Raw genomic sequence first — 19,477 nt, forward strand, 5'->3', positions numbered from 1 at the left:
CCAATATCGCACTTTGCTCTCCCGCCGGCCTCGTGACGTCTCCCACAGCCGTCCCTCGCCCCGCGGCCGACGAGGGGCATCGTCACCTGCGAAGGCCCGTTCCGTTCCGGGCGAATCCCCCTTCGGTGCCCGGCGGACACGGGGCGGACGCTATGATCCGTGATCACTCGACCACGATCCGCGCCGGACATCGGTACGGCGTGGGGTCTCGGCCCACCCACTCCTCAGCCGATCCGTGAGTACGCCCTCATCCACTTCACCCACGAAGCCCCCGTCCCGCACTTCCGCCCCCACGGAGCATCCGCCCTGCCGCCCCTTTTCCCGATCCGGGCACCGATGCGCATGACCGGATCCCCACCATCGCCCCCCGCGCCACCAGGGACCGCACCTGGCCGCGGCCTTCAATCGCGGGACGGAGACGGCCTCCGTGGGGTGTCCTCACGGCGCACGGTCGACCACCGGGTACGGGCCGAACTTGCTGTCGTTCTCGTCGATCCCCAGTCGACACCCGGGCACAGGCCGGCTCGTGACGCCCACCGCATAGGTACCGACCCCGGCCAGGACAACACCAACGGGCCGGCCGCGCCCGCGGATGACTGCATCAAAGGGCGGCTGCCGGGCTGGAACTGGACCACAACCTCACGCCCTGGTCCGCAAGCCGGGCGCCTCCCCCGGCGCGACCGCACTTCCGTGACGGCGCCGGGAAGGACATCGAGCGCGAAGTATCCCGGTACCCCAGGAGGCGGCTGCAGGGCTACGTGGTCGACTGGCCCGCTCGGCCGGTTTCCGTTCGCAACTTGTGGGCTCGCTCGGCCGGGTCGTAGTTCGGGCCGACGCCCTCGATCAGCACCAAGTCGCCCTCCACATGGTCGGTACGCAGACGCAGGATGGCCCGGTAGGCGCGAGACTCGTACCAGGCACGGGCCTCGGCCAGGCCGGGGAACTCGATCAGCACCATGCTGCCGGGCCACGTACCCTCTACGACCTCGACCGGCGGCCCGTGGATGACGAAGCGGCCGGCGAAGGGGTCGAGGGTTGCCTGGATGCGCTCCAGGTACTCGATGATGTCGGAGTGATTCCGACGGCTGCGGAGATGAGCGAAGCCGTAGGCGGGCATCACGGGCTCCCTTTCGTTCCGGGGTGTGAGCGAGGCCCAGAACGTAGCTGAGGGTCGTTGGGCAGTGCGATTACCCCGGGGGTAATCGCCGGGTGCGACATCGAGGACGCGCGCCGACGCCGCGATGTCGTCGAGCGGGTGGCGGGTGCTACCTGACCAGGTGGAAACCCGGATGCTGCGGCCAGGCTTCCAGGAACTCCACTTCACCGACGTGCCGAGACCACCTGTCACCGCCCCCGGTGTCGTACGAGACCCCCGCAACCCTTCCCGGGAGGGAGGCGACCAGGGCTCTCGCCAGGTCCGGAAACGCCCTGTTGCCCGTGCCATCACGTGGGGTGGGACTCCTCAGGAGACCATCGAAGTCGATCAGCGCGCCGAGGCGTTCGGCGAGCGCGAGCGTCAGGTGCCCCAGCACCTGGTGGTTCGCGGGGCCCGAGCAGCCGGCGCCGGGATGGCGAACGCCTGATGGGTTATCGGACACGGCCCAGACAATCGGTGGTCAGGTCGGTCCTGGCTTGAGTCTCAACCTCGGTAACCATGGATCGGCGCCGACCAGACCCAGGTGAGGTGAACTCCGCAGCCCGCTTGGCACGCCCTCCATCCGCCTTGGACCCGGGAAGCCCGCCCCGCCAGCGCGCGACCGTCTGGACGAGCCCTGGACGGCGCCGCCCGACGCTCGGCCCGTCGCTGTGCAACGCGGATAAGGTTGTGGACCACGTCTTCACCAGGCCGGTTGACACCTCGGGGGTACAAGGCATGCCTACACCTGAACAGATCTGGGCAGACGCCGATCTCCCCACTCGTCGGCTCGCCGGGCTGGCTCTCAACCCGTCCGTGCCGGAGAGCATCCTCCTGCGGTTGCTCTCTGACGCCCCGCTTGCCGCACGGATGGTGCTGTGCCGGGACCGGATCCTGCCCGACGCTGTCGTCGACGCGGTGATCGAGCACCCCGACACCTACACCCGCAGCTTCTTCGCCCGTAACCCCCATGTCGATCCGGCCCAGCGAGTCCGACTGCTGGACGATCCCGAGTGGTTCGTCCGCGCCCACCTCGCCGAGGGACCGCGGGTGGCAGCCCCCGCCCGGCCCAGGCCCCTGCCCGACGAGGCCATCGTCCACATGATCAGCACGTATGAAGACGAACTCCTGGGCGGTACCTTCTACCAGCAGATCTCCACCGGGCTGCGCCGATCCATGCCCACACATCCGGTCGCGAAGGTCCGCCGTTGGGGAGTCGGCAGCTGGGCATCACTGTCGGCAGAGACGCGGGCCGCACTGCTCACAGACCTCGACGACGGGGTCCGGGAGACGGCGCAGCGGCACGCGCGCTGTCAGGATCCGGCGTGGGTGGAGAGCGCACTCCCTCACCAACCGGGCCACGCCCGTACCGACATGCTGCTCCACCACACCCTCAGCAGAGCTGTGGTAGACGGCGTGCTCGCCAGGCCCGTCGGTAAGGGGGACAACGAGGACAAGGCGATGATCGCCGTCAACCCCACCCTCCCTCCCGACACGGTGGTCCTCCTGGCCGCCGACCCGGTTCCGCGGATACGGGGCCTGATCGCGCACCGTGCAGACCTTGGACCCGCCGAGCGCCGCGCACTCGTCGCCGATCCGGACCCGCACGTGCGCACAAAGGTTGCGTACCGCGCGGACCTGGGACCGGCGGAGCGCCGCGTGCTCACGACAGACCCCCACCCCGGCGTCCGGCTGGCCGTGTCCCTCCACCCCGCACTGAGCGAGGAGGAACGGGCCCGGATCGACTACCAGGTCCCCATGAACCACTCCTTCGTCTTCCACCCTGCGCCCGAAGTACCCCGGGATCCCAGGACGGTCCGCCGAAACGCGCTCTCCAACCATCCACTGCTGCGCCGGCAGGCAGCCAGGGACCACCTGCTGCCACCGGACCTCGTCGCACGCCTGGCCGCCGACGACGACCTCGGTGTACGCGTCCTGCTCGCCCAAAACCATCCGGACGCTCCCGCGCCACTTCTGCTGCGCAGCTTCCTCGAGTACACCGGCCCGGAGCGCAGCAACCTCACCACCCGGCCGAACTTCCCGACCAGCGGACTGGCCACTTTCGCCGACAACGAGGACCCTGAGGTCCGGGCCTTGGCCGCACGCGATCCCGAAACAGAGCCGACAGCCGTGGAGCGGCTCACCCAGGACCCGGAATATGCCGTGAGGGCAGCGGCGACGCGCCACCCGAATCTTCCGCAGTCCCGGCTGGCAGTACTCCTCGAAGAGGAGGAGCTGGCCCACGCCGCGGCTGCGAACGCGGCGCTGGACTTGGACACGATCCGCCGACTGTTGAAGACGGACGGCCGACGGGTAGGGCGCGCAGAGGCAGCTCCCGATCCACCCCTGCGCCCTGCGAAGACTGAGTGGTGAACACCGACGCAACGAGGCTTCACTTCGCCGGTGTTCCCGAGCCGCGTGACGCTCACGGAGAGGGGAGATCGCAGGCACTGCCCACGTGGGAGCGCCGATCGATTCATGGCGGGCAACGCCGCGAAGGAGGTCAGAACTCGAGCTGGTCGAGTCGTTTCACCATGGCTTCGAACTGCCGCACCAGCACGGGCAGGCACCAGCTGACGAGCTGGTCGATGACGCGGTCACGGGCACTCGCCAGGCGCACGGGACAGGCGGCCTGGAGGCGCTCTAGTCCTTCCGGGGTCAGGGAGGCCACATTGCCGCGGTTGTTGCCTTGGCAGCGCGGCTTGATCACCTGTCCCGGTGCCTGACAGCATTTCCACGACGCGGGTGATACGGCAGCGGCCGGTTCGTCGGCGAATAATCATTTGCAGCCTGCTTAGAGTGCGGACATGCCAACTTCGCCGCATCTGCAAGAGATCACCCCTGCCAACTTCGAGACCGCGATCGACCTGAGGGTCCGCCCCGACCAGGAACACCTGGTGGCACCAGTGGTGAAGTCCCTCGCCGAGGCTTACGTCCACCCCGGCATCGCATGGCCCCGGCTCATCTGTGACGACGACGAGGTCGTCGGGTTCCTCATGGCCTTCTTCGGCATCGACTGGACCGGCAAAGGCACCGACTTCCGCTCCGGGCTCTGGCGTCTCAACATCGCGGACGGCAAGCAGGGACGCGGCTACGGACGCTTCGCGGTGGAGGCCGTGGCCGCCGAGATCCGGCACCGAGGTGGCAGACACCTGACCACCACCTGGCATCCCGGAACGGAAGGGCCGACAGGCTTCTATCTGGCCCTCGGTTTCCGACCGACCGGAGAGATGAGCGGAGACCAAACCGTGGGGATGCTCGAACTGGACTGAACCCGGGTTTCTGCCACGGCATCGCGCGCCCCGAGAGCCCCCTCCATCGGCCCCGCGGGGAACGGCCGTTGCCACCGACCACCGCAGGCACATGGAGGGGAGAGCGGCACCACATCGCCTGATCTCCTCAGGAGTCAGCGCCACCGCCTCGCGTCCACCGACGTGTGATGTGCCGCGGTTGCGGTCGTCCGGGCACCCGGGCCCTCCGCCCCCGTCCCTCGCTGCCGCCTCCTCGCTCTTGCGTAATCGGGGAGTCATGCGAGTCGTCCACCTGATGGCAGGTCGTGGATATCGGGAGAACGCGAGAGGGCCCCCGGACGGTTCCGGTGGGCCCTCTGCGCGTGATCACCCGCTGATGTCTCAGCGGTCTTCTCGGTACGTCAGCACTGCGCGAATGTGTCAGTTCGGCACGGGAGTTGCTCCCCCGGGCACGGCCGCCGCCGGCCTCGGGGCCAGCAGACGCTGTGCCAACTCCCCGAAGACCAGACCGAAGCCGGTCCACAGGGTGAGCTGGATGGCGAGGGCCGAGATACGGAACCGCCACAGCAAGGTGGCCGGGAAGTCCTTCGGGACCTCGTTGATGACCGGAAGGAACTCGTACGCGATGCCGATCACGAGAGCGAAGAAGACGACCGCGGCGACGGTCGCGTACCAGGTGCCCCAACGGGGTGCGAGGCGCTTGCCGAGGATCACGGCGGCGATCGCGAGCAGCACACTGAGCACCATCATCAGGAAGTACAGCGTCGTGCGCTTGCCGATGGTGTCGGGGTCGCCGACGGACGGCGGGTTGGCCGGGTACTTCAGGAACGGCACGACGTACACCGCGAGCAGCGCGCAGCCGGACAGCAGCAGCGCGGTCGCGCGGGGGCTGAAGCGGCCGACGCGGCCGAGTGCGAAGCAGTACGCGAGGGCGGCGATGCCGCCGAAGGCGACACCGTAGATCAGCACACCGGTGGCGAGGCCGCCGGTGGACTGAAGGCTGCGGCTGACGATCTCGACCTCGTGCCCGTGTGCCGGGGCGTGGGCCTCTTCGAATCCGATGGCGTCGTCGACGCTGGGCTCGCCCAGGAAGTAGGCGGCGACGAGGGCCAGCACACCGGCGGCGAGGCCGGCGAGCATGCCCCGCACGAGAAGGTTTCTGACGGTTGCGGAGTTCATGGGTGCGCGGTGCCCCTCGTCAGTGGCAGGGGAAGCCGAGGAGGTGGCGGGCGTCGTGCACCCACTCGTGGACGTCCTCGCCGGAGACGACGGAGGTGGCGCCCTGCTCGGCGCCGACGAAATAGAGCAGGACCAGCATCAGGATGCCGAAGAAGACCGCCCAGGGGACGATCGTGCCGATCGGCAGCTTGGCGGGGATCGGGGTGGCTGTCGGCGGAGCGACGGTCTGCGCCATGGCAGGACCTCCTCGGGAGTTCGCGTCCCATCTCGGTGGTGCACAGGACGACAGCTGCGGGTCTGACTTTCGAAACTCCCTGAGGAGAGAGCCTCGTTCACAGTGGCGCGACCGTGCCGGATTTCCACCGGCTTCCGCCCTGCCGTCGTCGATATCGCACTGACCGTACCGCGTGTCGGGTTCATGGCCAAGACCGTCCCGGCTGCCGTGATCTTCGTCTCGCCAGGTGACAGGGCCGGTGCGACCTGTTGGTCAGCGGTGGGTGAAGCGTGCCGGTCGCTGCTCGTCGAAGGCGCTCCTGCCCTCCTTCCGGCCGGTGGTCGCGAACACCGCGTGGACGGGGCGCCGTTCGAAGCGAACGGCCTCGGTGAGCGCCGTCTCCAAAGCGCGGGCGAGCACCTCCTCCGCCATCTTGGCGACCTGGGGCGGCATGCCCGCCAGGGTCTCGGCGACGGCGCCCGTCGCCGACGCGGCGCGTTCGACACCCGGGCCGGCCACCGTCCTGTGGGAGGCGGCGACCAAGGCGTGTTGATCACGAGCGCTGTTGACACCTGGTGCCGCGGTCCCTGTCCCGGTGGCCCGCCTTGACCAGGTTGGCCGCCGGCGAGCCGCCCATCTGCCCCCGCCGATGAACCCGACGGCCCTGCTCACCAGGGTGCCTCCTGCGTGGTGTCCGGTGCGGTGAGCTCTAGTTCACCCTCGCCGAGCGGGGCGAAGAAGCGTGCGACGTCCGCGTCGGTGACCTCGGCGAGCGTCGACGGCGACCAGCGCGGGTCGCGGTCCTTGTCGATGACCTGGGCCCGGATGCCCTCCACGAGGTCGGGTCGGGTGAGTGCCGCGCAGGAGACGCGGTACTCCTCGTCGAGCACCTTCTCCAGCGAACTGGACCTGCGGGCTCCGCGCATGGCGGCGAGGGTGACCTTGAGTGCGGTGGGTGACTTGCCGAGCAGGGTCTCGGCGGCCTCCTTGGCCGCGCTGTCGCCGTGATCCAGCAGGCGGCCGACGATCTCCTCGACGGTGTCCGCGGAGTAACAGGCGTCGATCCAGCGCCGTGCTACCGCGAGGCTCCCGGGCGGCGCGGCCCTGACGTAGCGGCCCAGGACCTCCCGTACCGGCGCGTGGGCGAGGTCCTGGACGAGTCGTGGCAGGGACTCCGACGGCACGTAGTGGTCGGACAGCCCGCACAGCAGGGCGTCGCCCGCGCCGACCGGGGCTCCGGTCAGCGCCAGGTGTGTGCCGAGTTCGCCGGGCGCGAGGGCGAGGAGGTAGGTGCCGCCCACGTCCGGGACGAAGCCGATACCGGTCTCGGGCATCGCGATCCGGGAACGCTCGGTGGCGATCCGTACGCTGCCGTGTGCGGAGACACCGACGCCGCCGCCCATCACGATGCCGTCCATCAGGGCGACATACGGTTTCGGGTAGCGCGCGATACGGGCGTTGAGCCGGTACTCGTCGCGCCAGAAGGCCTTCGACGCCGTGCCGTCCCCGTTCCGGGCGTCGTCGTGGATGGCGCGAATGTCGCCGCCCGCGCACAGGCCCCGCTCCCCCGCGCCGGTCACGACGACGGTCTTCACGGCCGGGTCGTGTTCCCAGGCCGTGAGCGCGGAGTCGATGCGCCGGACCATGGTGTGGGTGAGGGCGTTGAGCGCCCGGGGCCGGTTGAGGGTGAGGTACGCGGCGTGCCCCTCGGTGTGCACGAGTACGGGGTCGTCGGTGCCGGGAACCGCCCCGGGTTCGTGGGCGCCGGTCATCGGAACGCCTCCGTCAGGCCGCGGGCCGCGATAACGCGCATGATCTCGTTGGTTCCTTCCGGGATCTGGTGGACACGGAGGTCTCGGACGATCTTCTCGATGCCATCGTCGCTCAGACAGCCGTACCTGCGGTGCAGTTGACGTGCCCGGTCGATCGCGGAGTACCCGGCGTCGGTGACGGACCGCTTGGCCAGAGCGCGGAGGTGGAGGGCCCGCACATCGCCACGGTCCGGGGCCTCGGCCGCCGGCGGACCAGCGCGCGGGCGACGGCCGGCTCGGTCGCCCTGTCCGCCGGCCTGAGCGGCCGGACGTTCCGGAAACCCTCGTCCTCGCGGCCGAGCAGCCGGTCGCGGGCAATCGGACACCGGACACCGGAAATGGAACGCCTCGGTCGCGCCACGCACGTTCTCGACACCGACACACTCGTGTCCTCGGCCCGGAACGAGGTGGGCGTCGCAGCATTCACTCCTCGGCCGGAGAGGAGGCCCCCGGCCGGCCCGGGCGGACCGCGTCGTCATCGGGGGGCTATGCGCTCCAGCACCCGGGCGGCCGCGGCGATGTCGCATCCCTCCAACCGGGAGAAGATGTGACGCCGCACACTCGCGAGATTCGTGGGCCAGGCCTGCTCAAGGTGTGACCGTCCTGAAGCGGTCAGGGAAGCGAGCCACCCTCGTCCGTCGTTCGGGCACCTCTTGCGCAGCACGAGCGACTGCGACTCCAGGCGGTTCACCACTCTGGTCATGCCGCTCACCGACATTCCGCACGTGTTCGCCAGGTCGCTCATGCGCAGTTGGCGGTCGGGGGCCTCGGAGAGGTGCACCAGTACCGTGTACTCCGTGCCGCTGATCGGTTGCTCCATGAGCATGTCGGCGTCGACGGCGCGGGACAGAGTCGCCGTCACTCTGCCGAGGGCCCGCAGGAACGCCTCCTCGTCAGCGGTGAGGGGCTTGACCGTCTGCTCAGGCTTGATCGCGTCCGCCATGAACACAGTGTAGGTGCCTGGTATCGGCCCCGTCCGAGGTGGATTCCGGGCCTGGACGAGCCGTGCCGGAGGTGGCAGCACGGCACGGCACCAGGCCGGTCGGACGGGCGGCGACTCGGCGGCTTCGACGACCCGACGCCTCGTCGGGATTCCTTGTCGCCCCTCGCGGCGGCGTTCCGCTGACGACGTAAGCCGAAACTCCGAGGTCCGGCTCCGGACCGGTGGTCGCCGTACGCGATCATTCGGTTCCGGCCAGTACGGTACCTGTCTGCGGCGCGGCCCGACCGCCCGCGGCCAGCGGACCAGGAAGCGGAGAAGAACACCGGATGAGCGTACGTTTCGAGGAGATCGACTGGCGGTCGACGCCCATGGGCGAGATCAGTCTGCGTCGTCGCCGGCACCCGGTGTCAGGAGAGGACGTCTACGAGGTCAAGCTCGGCGACGAGTACCTGATGTCCAGCCTCTTCACCGAGGGCGAGGTCGAGCTGGCCCGGCTCGCTCTGGCGGAACTGCCCGAGGGCCCACTCGACGTCGCCGTGGGAGGGCTCGGTCTCGGGTACACGGCCAGGGCGGCACTGGACGATCCGCGGGTGGGTTCGCTGATCGTGGTCGACGCTCTGGCCGACGTGATCGACTGGCACCGGCGCGGCCTCGTACCGCTCGGCGCCGGCCTGGTGTCGGACCCCCGGTGCAGGTTGGTACGCGGCGACTTCTTCGCGATGGCCGCGGGGAGCGCGGCGGCGGGTGGCCCGGTACCCGCGGACGGTCCGCCGGTCGAGGGTGCGCAGGCCGCGGCCGTCGAGGCCGCGCGCGGGCTGGACCCGGAGACTCCCGGGCGCCGATTCCACGCGATCCTGCTGGACGTCGACCACTCACCGCGTCATGTGCTGCACCCCGGCCACGCCGCGCTCTACCGCCGGGAGGGGCTGACCGCTCTCGCGGAACTCCTGTACCCCGGAGGCGTATTCGCGCTGTGGTCGAACGACCCGCCGGACAGCGAGTTCGGCTCGGTGCTCGCGGAGGTCTTTGTGGAGACCGCCGCACACGTGGTCGATTTTGACAATCCGCTCCAGGGCGGGACCGCCGCCAACACCGTCTACGTGGCCCGCAGGCGTGCCGGATGAGGTGACCCGGTCCGGCCCCCGGGACGAGACCGCCGCTTCCTGTCGGGAGGCGGCGGTCTCCGCCTGGAGGCCATCGGGTCGCTCCGGAGGACCTGGGGTGGGGTCCGGGGAGGCGTGTCCTAGCCGGTGTAGGCCTCCAGTTCCGACAACTGCGCGGCGGGCCACCCGGTGTTACCCGTGACGGTGACCCTCAGATAGCGGGTGGAGGAGCCGGGCAGGGTGACGGTCGCGGTGTTCCCGCTCGCCGGATCGAAGGCGTAGCCCGCCGAGGGCTTGAGCGTGGTGTAGGTGTTGTTGTCGGTGCTGCCCAGGATGCTCAGGGTCTGGGTGCGGGTGCCCCAGGCGGACGCCGGGGGCAGTTTGAGGACGACGCGCTTCACCGCCTTCGAGGCACCGAGGTCGACCGTGACCGACTGGGGGAAGGAGTTGTTCGCGCTCTCCCAGTAGGTGTCGGCGTTGCCGTCCACGGCGTTGGCGGCACGGTAGACGTCGGTGTGGCTGGTCTCGGTGACCGGCCGGTTCTTGGCGAGGTTGACGGTGGGGTCCGTCGAGGGCTCGGTCGGTGGGTCGGTGGGCGGGTCCGTCGGCGGCGGTGCGCCTCCGCCCGGTACTCCCCCGTTGGTCCACTTCGGATCGGGCCAGGTGCCGGTGCAGACCGGAGGGTCCGCGTACCAGCCGCTGTTGCCGGCGCCGCGGGTGATCTCGAACCCGGATCCGATGCAGTTGTGGATCGGGTTGGACTGGCCGATGTTGGTGGCCGTGACGTTGCTGAAGGACGCCGTGCCCGGAGCCTGGATCTGGAGGGCGTAGGTACCGGCTCCGTCGATGCGTACGTGGTCGAAGTGGAGGCCTCGCGTCGCCCCCTCGATCAGCATGATCGCGGCGTACGAACTGTCCAGGATCTCGCTGTCGGTGATGTTGATGGTCGCGTCGACCGGTTCGTTGAGCCCGCTGAACCAGACCGCGCCGACGCCGAACTGCCAGTTGTAGTCGTTGTTCCCGGTCCGGATCAGGGTGTTGCGGGCCGCCGTGATGGTTCCGGACACGGCGGTGCCCTGACCGGAGTTGACGCCGGGATAGCGGTTGGCGATGTGCAGGCCGCCACCGTTGGTGAGGGTGTCCGCCATGACGTTGTCGGAGATCGTGATGTCCTTGCCGCCGTACGTCACGATGTTGTTGGCGAGGATCGGCAGGACCACCGTGTTGAAGGTGAACTTGTTCTTGACGTTGGGCACGCTCTCCGCCCACATCGCCAGTCCGTCATCACCCGAGTTGCGCACGAAGGTGTTGGTGACCGTGGAGTTGGTGACACCCATGTGGAAGTTGACGCCGTCGGCGGTCTGATCGAGGATGCGGCTGTTCTTGATGGTGAAGTTGTCCATCGGCCCGTCCATCCAGGCCCCGCATTTCGTGTGCTGCATCCACACGTTGTCGACCGTCGAGTTCGACAGCGCGCCACCGATGGCGTTGACCTGGTCGTCGTCCACCCGCTCGCGGATGTCCCCGATGATGGCGAAGTCCTTGAGGGTGACGTTCTTGCTGCCGCCCTGGTTGGCGTACTTGCCGTAGACGCCGACGGCCTTCGCCCGGTTCGACGGGTCGCGACCGGTCAGAACGCTGTACCAGGGACCCGCGCCCGCCAGGGTCACCTGGTCCACGACGATGTGGTCGCGCACGTCGTACGTGCCCTGCGGGATGTAGACCGTCCTGCCCTGTGCCTTGCCCGCGTCGACCGCGGCCTGGATCTTGGCGGTCGAATCCGACGCGCCGGTGGGGTCGGCGCCGAAGTCACTGACGACGTCCAGGGCCCCGGACGGCTTACCGATCGGCGCACCCGCCTGCTCGAAGTCCGCGAGGTCGATGGTGAACGTCGGTGAGTCGCTCGTGGACGACACCTGCAGCCGCACCTTGCTGCCCGCCGGCAGCGTGGAGCCGAACATGGTCCTGGTCTCGTCGTAGAAGTGGTGCGGGTTGGTGTCGCCGGGGTTGTTGTTGAAGGGGTAACCGCCGTAGTACCAACCGTACTTGGACGTCACCGGGACGGTCTTGAGCTGATTGCCGTCGACCTTGAGGTCCATCGTCGCGCTGCGGCCCGTGCCGGCGGCGTTGTCCGGCAGCGAGTAGCGGAACGACATGGCGTTCGCGGGAGCCGTCAGCGTGAACTCGACGTACTCGCCGGTCGCGTCGAGCGTCACCGCCTGCCGGCCGGACGCTTCGGAGGGCAGTCGGCCGTACAGACGGTCCGGGCCGATCAGTGTGCCGTTCGTGGCCGCGTACTCGGCCTCCTGTTCCTTGAACGGCACGGTGGCACCGCGGCCGGAGATGCCGACGGGTGAGGGGGCGGGGACCCCGGCCGCGGAGGCGGCGGGAGCGGAGAGTGCCACGGCGGCGATCGCGCCGGCCGCGGCCAGGGCGAGCGACACCGAGGCGGAGAGGCCGCGTTGCAGCGTTCTGCGTCGGGAGGAAGGAGTCACAGTCATGCGTCCTTCGGGCTTCGTGGGGGTGCGCGGACGCGAGAAGGCTAGAAGCGCGGGTGCAGGAAGTCCATGAGCTTGCGCAAAATTCGAATGGTTCGTCGCAAATAATAGACGTGCCCGATTGCCGATCGCGCCCGGATCACCGCCCGTACGGGCACGGGATCCACGACTCGTCCGGAGCTGAGGAGCGCCTCGGCCGGGCGGACCGTAGCGTGAAAGGGCAGGTCGAGCAGCAGGGGCACGGACAGGGAGACGGTGACCATGCAGGGGATGGATTACGAGGCCCTGTTCGCCGCCACACCGAGCCCGTATCTGGTGCTGGGCCGGGACCTGGTGATCGTGGAGGTCAACCAGGCCTATCTGGAGGCGACGGGCCGGAGCAGACAGGACCTGCTCGGGCAGCGCATCTTCGACGCCTTCCCCGACAACCCGGACAACTCCGAGGCCGACGGTGTGGAGAACCTGAGCGCCTCGCTGGAACGGGTGCTGACCTCGCACGAGCCGGACACGATGGCGCTCCAGCGGTACGACATCCCGGTCATGGGTCGCCCCGGAAGCTTCGAGGAGCGGTGGTGGTCCCCGATCAACACACCGATCATCGGGCAGGACGGCCGGGTGACCTGGATCATCCACCGGGTGGAGGACGTGACGGCGTTCGTCCAGGCGCACGCGACATGGAATGCGCCTGGGAAGCACTTGACGGAGCGTGACGCCCTGGAGGCCGAACTGTACGGCCGGGCGCGGGAACTCCAACGGCTGAACGAGGAACTGCGGAACGCCCACACCCGCGAGCGTCAGGTCGCTGTCACGCTTCAGGAGGCCATGCTCCAGTCACCGGACCTCGCCCGGCACCAGGACGTCGCGGTGCGTTATCTGCCTGCCGCCGGCTCGCTCAACGTGTGCGGCGACTGGTACGACGTGGTCGACCTGGCGGACGGCCGTTTCGCGGTGGCGGTCGGCGATGTCGTCGGCCACGGGCTGGAGGCGGCCGCCGTGATGGGGATGCTGCGCAGTGCCCTGAGCGCCGCGATCCGGGCGCTGGAGCGGCCCGCCCAGGCGCTCGAGGTGCTGGGCCTGTACGCGCGCTCGCTGGAGGGCGCTCTGAACACCACCGTCGTCAAGGCGATGGTGGATCCTCGCAGTCACTTGATCATCTACAGCAACGCGGGCCACCCACCCCCTGTACTGGTGCATCCGGACGGTAGGTGCATGTTGCTGGACGAGGCGGTCGACCCGCCGCTGGGAGCCCGGCCCCAGCACGTTCCGCGCCCCCAGGCGGGTCAGCCCTACGCTCCCGGGGACACCCTCGTTCTGTACACCGACGGACTCATCGAGCGCCGCGACGAGGACATCGACGCGGGACTGGCCAGGCTGACCGAGGCGCTCGGGCGCCACAGGTTCCTGAGCCCGGAGCGCCTGGCGGACGCCCTGCTGGCCGACCTCGGTATGGTCCGCGGCGCCCATGACGACATCGCTCTTGTCGTCGTCCGGCTGTGATGTCCCGGGTCTGTCGACGACAGACCCGGGAACCGAGCCGGCACGCGTCAGTCCCGACTCCTCGGGATTCAGGACTGGGGCCGCCGCCTGTGGTTGGCGGCGTGCTTACGGCGGGCCTTCTTCTTCCGGCGTCGCTTCGAGGACATGGAAAGCCTCCTGATGACACGCTCGGGGATTTCGGCCAACCATCATTTCACAAGGGCCCCGACCGGGCGATTCGCGCGCGTCACCCGTCTCGGCACCGCTCCGGATCAGTGACTGACGATTCCCACGACGAGGTTGATGGCGGTGGCGAGAATGCTGGTCCCGAAAACGTACGACAGGAGACAGTGCCGCAGCACCAGGGCGCGGATCCTCGGACTCGAGACGCTGGTGTCCGAGACCTGGTAGGTCATTCCCAGGTTGTAACTGAAGTAGAGGAAGTCCCTGTACGCCGGTGGCTGCTCGGAGTTGAAGTCGATCCCGCCCGCGGACTCCGGGTAGTAGAGGTAGGCGTAGCGGGTGGCGTACATCAGGTGAAGTGCCGCCCAGGCCGTGAACACACCGGCAAGGGCCGTCGCGGCATGCGTGGGGTCGGAGTTGCCGACCAGAAGCACGACGATGCCGACCAGGCCGCACACGGCGGCCGCGATCACCACCAGTTCCTCGGCGAGGGGCCGCAGATCCTCACGTCGCGCGTGGCGTCGAGTCGCCGTCGCGTCCATCGGCCACAGAACGATCCAGCCCGCAACGACGAAGAAGGCTTCGGTCGCCGCGATGCCGGCCAGGATGCCCAGTGTCGTGTCGACGGTGACACCGACGGCGACGCCCGTCACCACCCCGACGACCACCGCGCAAGCGAGCCTGGGAATGGCGGAGATCGGCAACCAGCTGCTCATACGTCCGCACTCTAACGGCTTCGTCCCTGGTCAGCGCCCCGACAGCCTGCCGTTTGGACCAGGCTGCGCCGAGGCCCGGTGCCCTGCCCCGAGTCCCGCCGCATGGTCCGAACGACAGGTCCTAGCCCGCATGGGCCAACGGACGCGCGTGTCACGGCCCCGGACGGCAGGGTGTTGGTGCGGGCCCCGGAGCGGCATGCGGGATGACGAGCACCTACGGCCGGGAGGATCCATGCGGGAGAAGCCGCTGAGCAAGATCGGCGACGAACTGTTGCGCCTGCGCCACGGCTTGTCGCACACCTCGGAGCACCGGTCGCCACCCGCCGGGTTCGGCGTCGACCGATCGCTCGTCAGCGGCTTCGTGGCCGGTGAGCTCTCCCAGCAGGAGGAGGCTGAACTCGCTCGGCAGACGGCGATGCTGATGCCCTTCCACTGGTCGCAGCCCAACAGCTACGCCTCGATCATGTCCCAGATCACGGATCACCTTGGTGGTCAGCGGGGGCTGGTGACCTGGCTGGACCGCTTTCCCGGTCTGCCGCGGCTGGTGGCTCGTCTCTACGTCCTCATGGGGATCCTCGACCGGTACAGCGAGAACGCCGCCGTGGTCACCGCATTGCGCGAACTCCGCGAGCGGACGCCCTATCCGGCGGGCCTCAAGGGCTACCTCGTACCGGAAACCGATGACGACACACTCGCCGGCATCGCCTTCAGGATCGAGGAGCTTCTCGGTGACGAGGAAAAGGACAGGGCCGTCGACCTGGCGCTCGCCACGACGGCCTGTCTGCGGCAGATCGCGCCGCGCGCCGAAGAGATGGACCCCGAGGTCGGTGACCTGGGCGAGGTGATGGACCACAGCCGGCAGGACATCCAGGACGCGGCCGCCGAAGCCCGAACCTGAGACACCACGTCGTCCCGGGCTCGCTCCTGCCGAGCACGTCGCCCGCCCGCCCGTCCGTCCGTCCGGCGATCGGAGCGCAGGACTCGTCCTCGCGGTTCCAAGTGGCGGGCTACATGGCGACTTTGACAAAATGGACGGTTTTCATTTCTCCCGTGTCCCACCCCTCAGGAGCAGGAATGACCAGCGAACCCGCGCCGATCAGCGAAGCCGCCCGTCACGCCCTCGAACAAGAGCTTGCCGACGTCCGCGCGGAACGCCGGACGGTCGCGGCGACCCTGCGGAACACCGACACGGTCGGTGACCACGCCGACCAGGCCGACGAGTTGCAGCGCGCCAATGACCTGGAACACCTCGACGCCCGCATCTCGGATATCACCGCACGACTCGGTCAGGCGGCCGACGCCGGCAGCCCCTCCACCGACGTGGTCGGTGTGGGCAGTACGGTCACGGTGCGGTTCGCCGACGGCACGGTGGAGACCTTCCAGATCGGCGATGTGGCCGAGGAGTTGGACCAGACACTGGTCACGGCCGACAGTCCACTCGGGCGCGCCCTCCTGGGCCGCCGGCCCGGAGACCCGGTGCACTACAACACGCCCGAGAGGAAGGTCACGGCGGTGGTGGTGTCCCTCGGGAGGGCTCCCGGTGGACAGGAGTGATTGATCCGTGGGCGGGCTCGGGTTCAGCCCTGGTAGCGGGTGGGCGGGAAGGGGGGACGTGTCTTCCGGGTGCCCGTGCCCGTCGGGATCTCACCCGTGTCCGCCTCACGGTCGATCTCGTCCCGCTCGGCCTGGTAGTCGGCCTCCGGACTCGGTGACTTACCGGTACGCAGGTCCACGTCCTTGCGGTCGCGTTGCGTCCGCTGGGCGAGATCTTCCTGGTCGGGGCGCCTGGGCAGCCCCCTGCTGTGGCCCTCCTCCGGGTTGCCCTCGACAGCTCGGTTGGACTTGTGGTGGTGTGCCATGCGTCGGTCCTCCTCCAGTGCGCACCCGAGTCCGTACGCCCGTATGCGCCGTGTGTGTCGGGGTGCCGGGATTCGGCGTCGCCCTGTCCTCCGGGTGCCCGCCCGGCTGTCCAAGGTCCAGGAGTGCTGGTGCGGCCTCGGTGGGCCGTGCGATCAGGACTCTCCGTAGCGCCGGTGACGATGACCCGGACGGCATGCCGAGGGGCCGGTCCAGGGATCCGCTGGATGGATCGGACGAGTCGAGAGCGGTCGACGACATCGGCATGGCAGGTCCTGGTGCTGCGACAGGTCCTTCTCACCCAAGCGCGATGCCCACCGCACCGCAACCGGAGGGCGGGTGCGGAGTTCGGAGGGCGGGTGCGGAGGGCGGGTGCGGAGGGCGGGTGCGGAGAGCGGCGACGGGGCGGACGGCGTGCGGCGATACGGGTGCCTGCGACGAGTTGCCCGCCACCGGCACCCCGGAGAGGATCGATCCGCGGACCGGAAGCCGTGCGCGCTTGACCGCCGTCGGCGAATCCGGGGTCCGGGCCCCTCGAAGACCGGAGACATGGTGATGAGTGAACGAACGGACACCACCCGATCGAGTCCGGCACGGGCGGCCTGGACGGCCGGCCACGACCCGGTGGCCGAACTGGAGCAGCTGTGGGGCGAGGTCAGCCGGCTGCTCGAACGCTCGTCGCCGTCGGCCGGATCCTCGCGGCACTGGATGCCACTGACCGAGGAAGAGGACGCGGGCGACGCCTACCAGGTCCGCGCGGAACTTCCCGGCGTCCCCCGGGCGTGCGTGAGCGTGGAGATCGACGGGCGGGAACTGCACATCCAGGGAACGCTCGACGACACGACGCGCGGCCACGCGCTGCGTCGCCGGTCGGGTTCGTTCTCGTACGGAATCCGGATTCCGGGTGACGTCGACGTCGAAGGGGTCCGGGCCGACCTGTGTGACGGAGTCCTGACCGTACGGCTGCCGAAGACGGGAGTGTCCACACGGCGGACGATCGCCCTCGGCTCGGACTGAGTCCGACCGGACGGGCCACGGCCCCAGCGGCCCCGGCTCGGGCGACCGGACCGGACGGGCCGCGCCCCCGGCCTCCGACCTGCCCCGACGTGACCCGGGGAAGCCGGTCCCTGGTGGTGCCCGTCTCCGCCGGGGGTCAGACGGCGGCGCTGCCCGTGGCCGAGGCCGGGTCGAGTACCACCACGGCTTCGTCCGTGTAGACCAGGAAGGTCAGGGTCTGCTGGAAGTACAGCTCGATGTCGGTGGTGTCGTGCGTCGTGTAACCGACGGCGAGATCCTCACCCAGCCGCAGTTCGTAGTCCCCTCCGCGGGTGGTCAGCAGGAAGCCCCCTTCGATGGCGGGCGCCCAGATCAGCTCACCGTCGAGCATGCGCCCGAGATGGCTGACGACGGGATAGCCGTGGTCGGAGGTCTCACTGACCGCCGTGTACGCCTCGGCACCCAGGAGCAGGGAGTACGGACCCTGGACACCGGCCAGGCGCAGTGCCGTCAGGGCGCTGCTGACCGCGTCCGGGAAGTCGCGTGGTTCCGCGGGGAGCCGCAGTACGGGGTTGGAGGCGCGCCCGCGCAGCCCGTCGATGCGAGCGGCCCCGTAACCGTTGAAGACGGCCGCGTCCTCGGCGAACGCCATGGTGCGCGCGCCGTCCTTGACCGGCTGCCAGTCGGAATCCTTGGACCCGCGGTCGATGTCGTCGACGGCCGCGCGGCTCACCGTGAACGGCACACGCAGTTCGACCAGGGGCTGCGCCTCACGCAACCGCGCGTTGACACCAGCCGCCGGTGCCCCGATGCCGGCCAGATGGCCCGTGCCCACCGCCGCGAGCTCGGGTCCCTCGGGGCCGGAGACGTCCACGACCCGCCGGCCGGCGAGGTTACGGCGGAACGTACGGCGTGCCTCGTCCTCGATCTCGGCCCATGCGCCGGGCGTGATCGGGGCGAGCTCGCGATGCAGGTTGGTGACGTTGTCGGGCGTGGTCATGTTCGGACTCCTTTGAGGCTGCCGATCCCCAGCGACCCGTCCGACGGCGCCGTGCCGCCGGGAGCGTCGGGAAGGTCGTCGAGAAACGTGGCGGTCGGCACGTGGAACAGGCACCCGGTGATCGCGGTCGAGAAGTCGAGGATGCGGTCGTGAATGTCCGGGCCGTCTCCGAGGAACATGTTCCTGAGCATCTGTTCGGTCACGTCAGGTGTGCGTGCGTAGCCGATGAAGTACGTGCCGAACTCGGCCTCTCCGAAGTTGCCGAACGGCATGTTCTCCCGCACGATCTTGCGCTCGTTGCCGTCCTCGTCGGTGATGGTGTTGAGCGCCACGTGGGAGTCGGCGGGCTTGGCGTCGTCGGAGAGTTCCACGTTGGCCAGCTTCGTCCGCCCGATGACCAGCTCCTGTTCCTGCGACGACAGGGCGTTCCATGCCGTGAGATCGTGCAGGTACTTCTGCACGATCACGTAGCTTCCCCCTGTGAAGTCGGGGTCCTCGTCGCCGACGAACACCGCGTCGACCGCGAGCTGCCCTTCGGGGTTCTCACTGCCGTCGACGAATCCGAGCAGGTCCCGCTCGTCGAAGTACTTGAAGGCGTGGACCTCGTCGACCACCATGACCGCTCCGCGCAACCGTTCGGCGATCAGCCGGGCCAGTTCGAAACACAGGTCCATACGTCGGGCTCGCAGATGGAAGAGCAGGTCTCCCGCGGTGGACGGGGCTCGATGGCGCTCACCCACCAACTCCGCGAACGGGTGGAGTCCCTGCGGACGCGGGCCGCTGAAGAGCCGGTCCCAGGCCGCCGATCCGATGCCGACGACGCAGCTGAGCTCGTCGTGGGGTGCGCGGAACGCGACCGAGCGGCGCAGGCCCGAGACGTCCTCCAGCAGGTCCCGGACGGTGTCCTCGTGCCCCGGCGCGATCATGACCACAAGGAACACCGCGGATCTGGCCGGCGGGACGATCACGGCTTGGGACTCAACCACGAGCGGCCTCCTCGAGCGATGCGGAAAGGTCTGTCACGTGCGGAACGATCGGCCCTCTTCCCATCCTGCTTCGTCCCGGTCGAAAGAGCGCGAGGACCGTCTTCTTGCTGACATCCCCGTTCGCACGGG

At 69.2% G+C, this 19,477-nt stretch carries 21 protein-coding genes and 1 pseudogene; 7 read left to right on the plus strand and 15 right to left on the minus strand.

All coding sequences use genetic code 11. From position 1 onward, the window contains the following. Positions 1–754: 754 nt before the first annotated feature. Entirely contained in the window at positions 755–1,117 is a 363-nt protein-coding gene (locus OHB41_RS43790; protein ID WP_266706937.1) for a DUF1330 domain-containing protein, read from the minus strand. 148 nt (positions 1,118–1,265) lie between these two features. After that, positions 1,266–1,598, minus strand: a complete 333-nt coding sequence (locus tag OHB41_RS52455; RefSeq protein WP_353962924.1) for a DUF6368 family protein — start codon at positions 1,596–1,598, stop codon at positions 1,266–1,268. Between the two features lie 275 nt (positions 1,599–1,873). Here OHB41_RS52455 and OHB41_RS43795 point away from each other — a divergent pair, with 275 nt between their 5' ends. After that, positions 1,874–3,508: a hypothetical protein gene (locus tag OHB41_RS43795; RefSeq protein WP_266706939.1), complete on the plus strand. Its 1,635-nt coding sequence runs from the start codon at positions 1,874–1,876 to the stop codon at positions 3,506–3,508. A gap of 130 nt (positions 3,509–3,638) precedes the next feature. Here the strand turns inward: OHB41_RS43795 and OHB41_RS43800 are convergent, their stop codons facing one another. Continuing rightward, positions 3,639–3,845 (minus strand): hypothetical protein, encoded by a 207-nt coding sequence (locus OHB41_RS43800; protein WP_266706941.1) that lies wholly within the window; start codon positions 3,843–3,845, stop codon positions 3,639–3,641. 97 nt (positions 3,846–3,942) lie between these two features. On the opposite strand from OHB41_RS43800, the gene OHB41_RS43805 reads away from it, so the two are divergent. Then, positions 3,943–4,407: a GNAT family N-acetyltransferase gene (locus OHB41_RS43805; RefSeq protein WP_266706943.1), complete on the plus strand. Its 465-nt coding sequence runs from the start codon at positions 3,943–3,945 to the stop codon at positions 4,405–4,407. 399 nt (positions 4,408–4,806) lie between these two features. On the opposite strand, the gene OHB41_RS43810 is transcribed toward OHB41_RS43805, so the two are convergent. The 6 genes and pseudogenes from OHB41_RS43810 to OHB41_RS43835 all read right to left on the minus strand — a co-directional run bounded on the left by OHB41_RS43810 (position 4,807) and on the right by OHB41_RS43835 (position 8,533). Beyond that, complete coding sequence (locus tag OHB41_RS43810) at positions 4,807–5,565, minus strand: CbtA family protein (protein WP_266706945.1); 759 nt, start codon at positions 5,563–5,565, stop codon at positions 4,807–4,809. A 19-nt stretch (positions 5,566–5,584) separates the two neighbouring features. Further along, a complete protein-coding gene (locus tag OHB41_RS43815; protein WP_266706947.1) occupies positions 5,585–5,800 on the minus strand; it encodes a CbtB domain-containing protein in 216 nt (71 codons plus the stop codon). A 252-nt stretch (positions 5,801–6,052) separates the two neighbouring features. Further along, positions 6,053–6,256, minus strand: a pseudogene (locus tag OHB41_RS43820) (enoyl-CoA hydratase-related protein); the annotation flags it as partial. Positions 6,257–6,447: 191 nt separating this feature from the next. Beyond that, complete coding sequence (locus OHB41_RS43825; protein WP_266706949.1) at positions 6,448–7,551, minus strand: enoyl-CoA hydratase/isomerase family protein; 1,104 nt, start codon at positions 7,549–7,551, stop codon at positions 6,448–6,450. After that, positions 7,548–7,769, minus strand: a complete 222-nt coding sequence (locus OHB41_RS43830) for an acyl-CoA dehydrogenase family protein (RefSeq protein ID WP_526025084.1) — start codon at positions 7,767–7,769, stop codon at positions 7,548–7,550. Before OHB41_RS43830 ends, OHB41_RS43825 begins: the two co-directional genes overlap by 4 nt. A 296-nt stretch (positions 7,770–8,065) precedes the next feature. Beyond that, positions 8,066–8,533, minus strand: coding sequence for a MarR family winged helix-turn-helix transcriptional regulator (locus OHB41_RS43835; protein ID WP_266706951.1), 468 nt, complete (start codon positions 8,531–8,533; stop codon positions 8,066–8,068). Positions 8,534–8,859: 326 nt separating this feature from the next. On the opposite strand from OHB41_RS43835, the gene OHB41_RS43840 reads away from it, so the two are divergent. Beyond that, positions 8,860–9,657, plus strand: a complete 798-nt coding sequence (locus OHB41_RS43840) for a polyamine aminopropyltransferase (RefSeq protein WP_266706953.1) — start codon at positions 8,860–8,862, stop codon at positions 9,655–9,657. A 119-nt stretch (positions 9,658–9,776) separates the two neighbouring features. On the opposite strand, the gene OHB41_RS43845 is transcribed toward OHB41_RS43840, so the two are convergent. Beyond that, positions 9,777–12,137: a galactose-binding domain-containing protein gene (locus OHB41_RS43845; protein ID WP_266706955.1), complete on the minus strand. Its 2,361-nt coding sequence runs from the start codon at positions 12,135–12,137 to the stop codon at positions 9,777–9,779. Positions 12,138–12,178: 41 nt separating this feature from the next. Beyond that, the gene (locus OHB41_RS43850) at positions 12,179–12,397 is read right to left on the minus strand and encodes a hypothetical protein (protein WP_266706957.1); all 219 of its coding nucleotides are present in this window, start codon (positions 12,395–12,397) and stop codon (positions 12,179–12,181) included. Here OHB41_RS43850 and OHB41_RS43855 point away from each other — a divergent pair. Then, a complete protein-coding gene (locus tag OHB41_RS43855) occupies positions 12,396–13,631 on the plus strand; it encodes a PP2C family protein-serine/threonine phosphatase (protein ID WP_266706959.1) in 1,236 nt (411 codons plus the stop codon). The two genes, OHB41_RS43850 and OHB41_RS43855, sit on opposite strands and share 2 nt — an antisense overlap. 251 nt (positions 13,632–13,882) lie before the next feature. On the opposite strand, the gene OHB41_RS43860 is transcribed toward OHB41_RS43855, so the two are convergent. Further along, positions 13,883–14,509, minus strand: coding sequence for a DUF1345 domain-containing protein (locus tag OHB41_RS43860; protein ID WP_266706961.1), 627 nt, complete (start codon positions 14,507–14,509; stop codon positions 13,883–13,885). 232 nt (positions 14,510–14,741) lie between these two features. On the opposite strand from OHB41_RS43860, the gene OHB41_RS43865 reads away from it, so the two are divergent. After that, positions 14,742–15,407 carry a hypothetical protein gene (locus tag OHB41_RS43865; RefSeq protein ID WP_266706963.1) on the plus strand — a complete coding sequence of 222 codons (666 nt, stop codon included), beginning with the start codon at positions 14,742–14,744 and terminating at the stop codon, positions 15,405–15,407. A 176-nt stretch (positions 15,408–15,583) separates the two neighbouring features. Next, positions 15,584–16,063, plus strand: a complete 480-nt coding sequence (locus OHB41_RS43870; RefSeq protein ID WP_266706965.1) for a GreA/GreB family elongation factor — start codon at positions 15,584–15,586, stop codon at positions 16,061–16,063. A 23-nt stretch (positions 16,064–16,086) separates the two neighbouring features. On the opposite strand, the gene OHB41_RS43875 is transcribed toward OHB41_RS43870, so the two are convergent. Further along, positions 16,087–16,368: a hypothetical protein gene (locus OHB41_RS43875; protein ID WP_266706967.1), complete on the minus strand. Its 282-nt coding sequence runs from the start codon at positions 16,366–16,368 to the stop codon at positions 16,087–16,089. Positions 16,369–16,921: 553 nt separating this feature from the next. Here OHB41_RS43875 and OHB41_RS43880 point away from each other — a divergent pair. Then, positions 16,922–17,383 carry an Hsp20/alpha crystallin family protein gene (locus OHB41_RS43880; RefSeq protein ID WP_266706969.1) on the plus strand — a complete coding sequence of 154 codons (462 nt, stop codon included), beginning with the start codon at positions 16,922–16,924 and terminating at the stop codon, positions 17,381–17,383. Positions 17,384–17,519: 136 nt separating this feature from the next. Here OHB41_RS43880 and OHB41_RS43885 read toward each other — a convergent pair whose 3' ends face one another. Then, positions 17,520–18,362, minus strand: coding sequence for a family 1 encapsulin nanocompartment shell protein (locus tag OHB41_RS43885; protein WP_266706971.1), 843 nt, complete (start codon positions 18,360–18,362; stop codon positions 17,520–17,522). Further along, positions 18,359–19,348, minus strand: coding sequence for a Dyp-type peroxidase (locus OHB41_RS43890; protein WP_266706973.1), 990 nt, complete (start codon positions 19,346–19,348; stop codon positions 18,359–18,361). The genes OHB41_RS43885 and OHB41_RS43890 overlap by 4 nt, the downstream gene beginning before the upstream one ends. Between the last annotated feature and the right edge of the window lie 129 nt (positions 19,349–19,477).

This window comes from Streptomyces sp. NBC_01571, from assembly GCF_026339875.1.
Classification (GTDB): Bacteria; Actinomycetota; Actinomycetes; order Streptomycetales; family Streptomycetaceae; genus Streptomyces.

What these genes read in the sequence shown, in the direction of transcription:
- OHB41_RS43815 (WP_266706947.1), bottom strand. Translation starts at nt 5,800, where the DNA reads ATGGCGCAGACCGTCGCTCCGCCGACAGCCACCCCGATCCCCGCCAAG.
- OHB41_RS43825 (WP_266706949.1), bottom strand. Translation starts at nt 7,551, where the DNA reads ATGACCGGCGCCCACGAACCCGGGGCGGTTCCCGGCACCGACGACCCC.
- OHB41_RS43810 (WP_266706945.1), bottom strand. Translation starts at nt 5,565, where the DNA reads ATGAACTCCGCAACCGTCAGAAACCTTCTCGTGCGGGGCATGCTCGCC.
- OHB41_RS43855 (WP_266706959.1), top strand. Translation starts at nt 12,396, where the DNA reads ATGCAGGGGATGGATTACGAGGCCCTGTTCGCCGCCACACCGAGCCCG.
- OHB41_RS43870 (WP_266706965.1), top strand. Translation starts at nt 15,584, where the DNA reads ATGACCAGCGAACCCGCGCCGATCAGCGAAGCCGCCCGTCACGCCCTC.
- OHB41_RS43795 (WP_266706939.1), top strand. Translation starts at nt 1,874, where the DNA reads ATGCCTACACCTGAACAGATCTGGGCAGACGCCGATCTCCCCACTCGT.
- OHB41_RS43790 (WP_266706937.1), bottom strand. Translation starts at nt 1,117, where the DNA reads ATGCCCGCCTACGGCTTCGCTCATCTCCGCAGCCGTCGGAATCACTCC.
- OHB41_RS43805 (WP_266706943.1), top strand. Translation starts at nt 3,943, where the DNA reads ATGCCAACTTCGCCGCATCTGCAAGAGATCACCCCTGCCAACTTCGAG.
- OHB41_RS43875 (WP_266706967.1), bottom strand. Translation starts at nt 16,368, where the DNA reads ATGGCACACCACCACAAGTCCAACCGAGCTGTCGAGGGCAACCCGGAG.
- OHB41_RS43885 (WP_266706971.1), bottom strand. Translation starts at nt 18,362, where the DNA reads ATGACCACGCCCGACAACGTCACCAACCTGCATCGCGAGCTCGCCCCG.
- OHB41_RS43880 (WP_266706969.1), top strand. Translation starts at nt 16,922, where the DNA reads ATGAGTGAACGAACGGACACCACCCGATCGAGTCCGGCACGGGCGGCC.
- OHB41_RS43840 (WP_266706953.1), top strand. Translation starts at nt 8,860, where the DNA reads ATGAGCGTACGTTTCGAGGAGATCGACTGGCGGTCGACGCCCATGGGC.
- OHB41_RS43845 (WP_266706955.1), bottom strand. Translation starts at nt 12,137, where the DNA reads ATGACTGTGACTCCTTCCTCCCGACGCAGAACGCTGCAACGCGGCCTC.
- OHB41_RS43850 (WP_266706957.1), bottom strand. Translation starts at nt 12,397, where the DNA reads ATGGTCACCGTCTCCCTGTCCGTGCCCCTGCTGCTCGACCTGCCCTTT.
- OHB41_RS43865 (WP_266706963.1), top strand. Translation starts at nt 14,742, where the DNA reads ATGCGGGAGAAGCCGCTGAGCAAGATCGGCGACGAACTGTTGCGCCTG.
- OHB41_RS43835 (WP_266706951.1), bottom strand. Translation starts at nt 8,533, where the DNA reads ATGGCGGACGCGATCAAGCCTGAGCAGACGGTCAAGCCCCTCACCGCT.
- OHB41_RS43860 (WP_266706961.1), bottom strand. Translation starts at nt 14,509, where the DNA reads ATGAGCAGCTGGTTGCCGATCTCCGCCATTCCCAGGCTCGCTTGCGCG.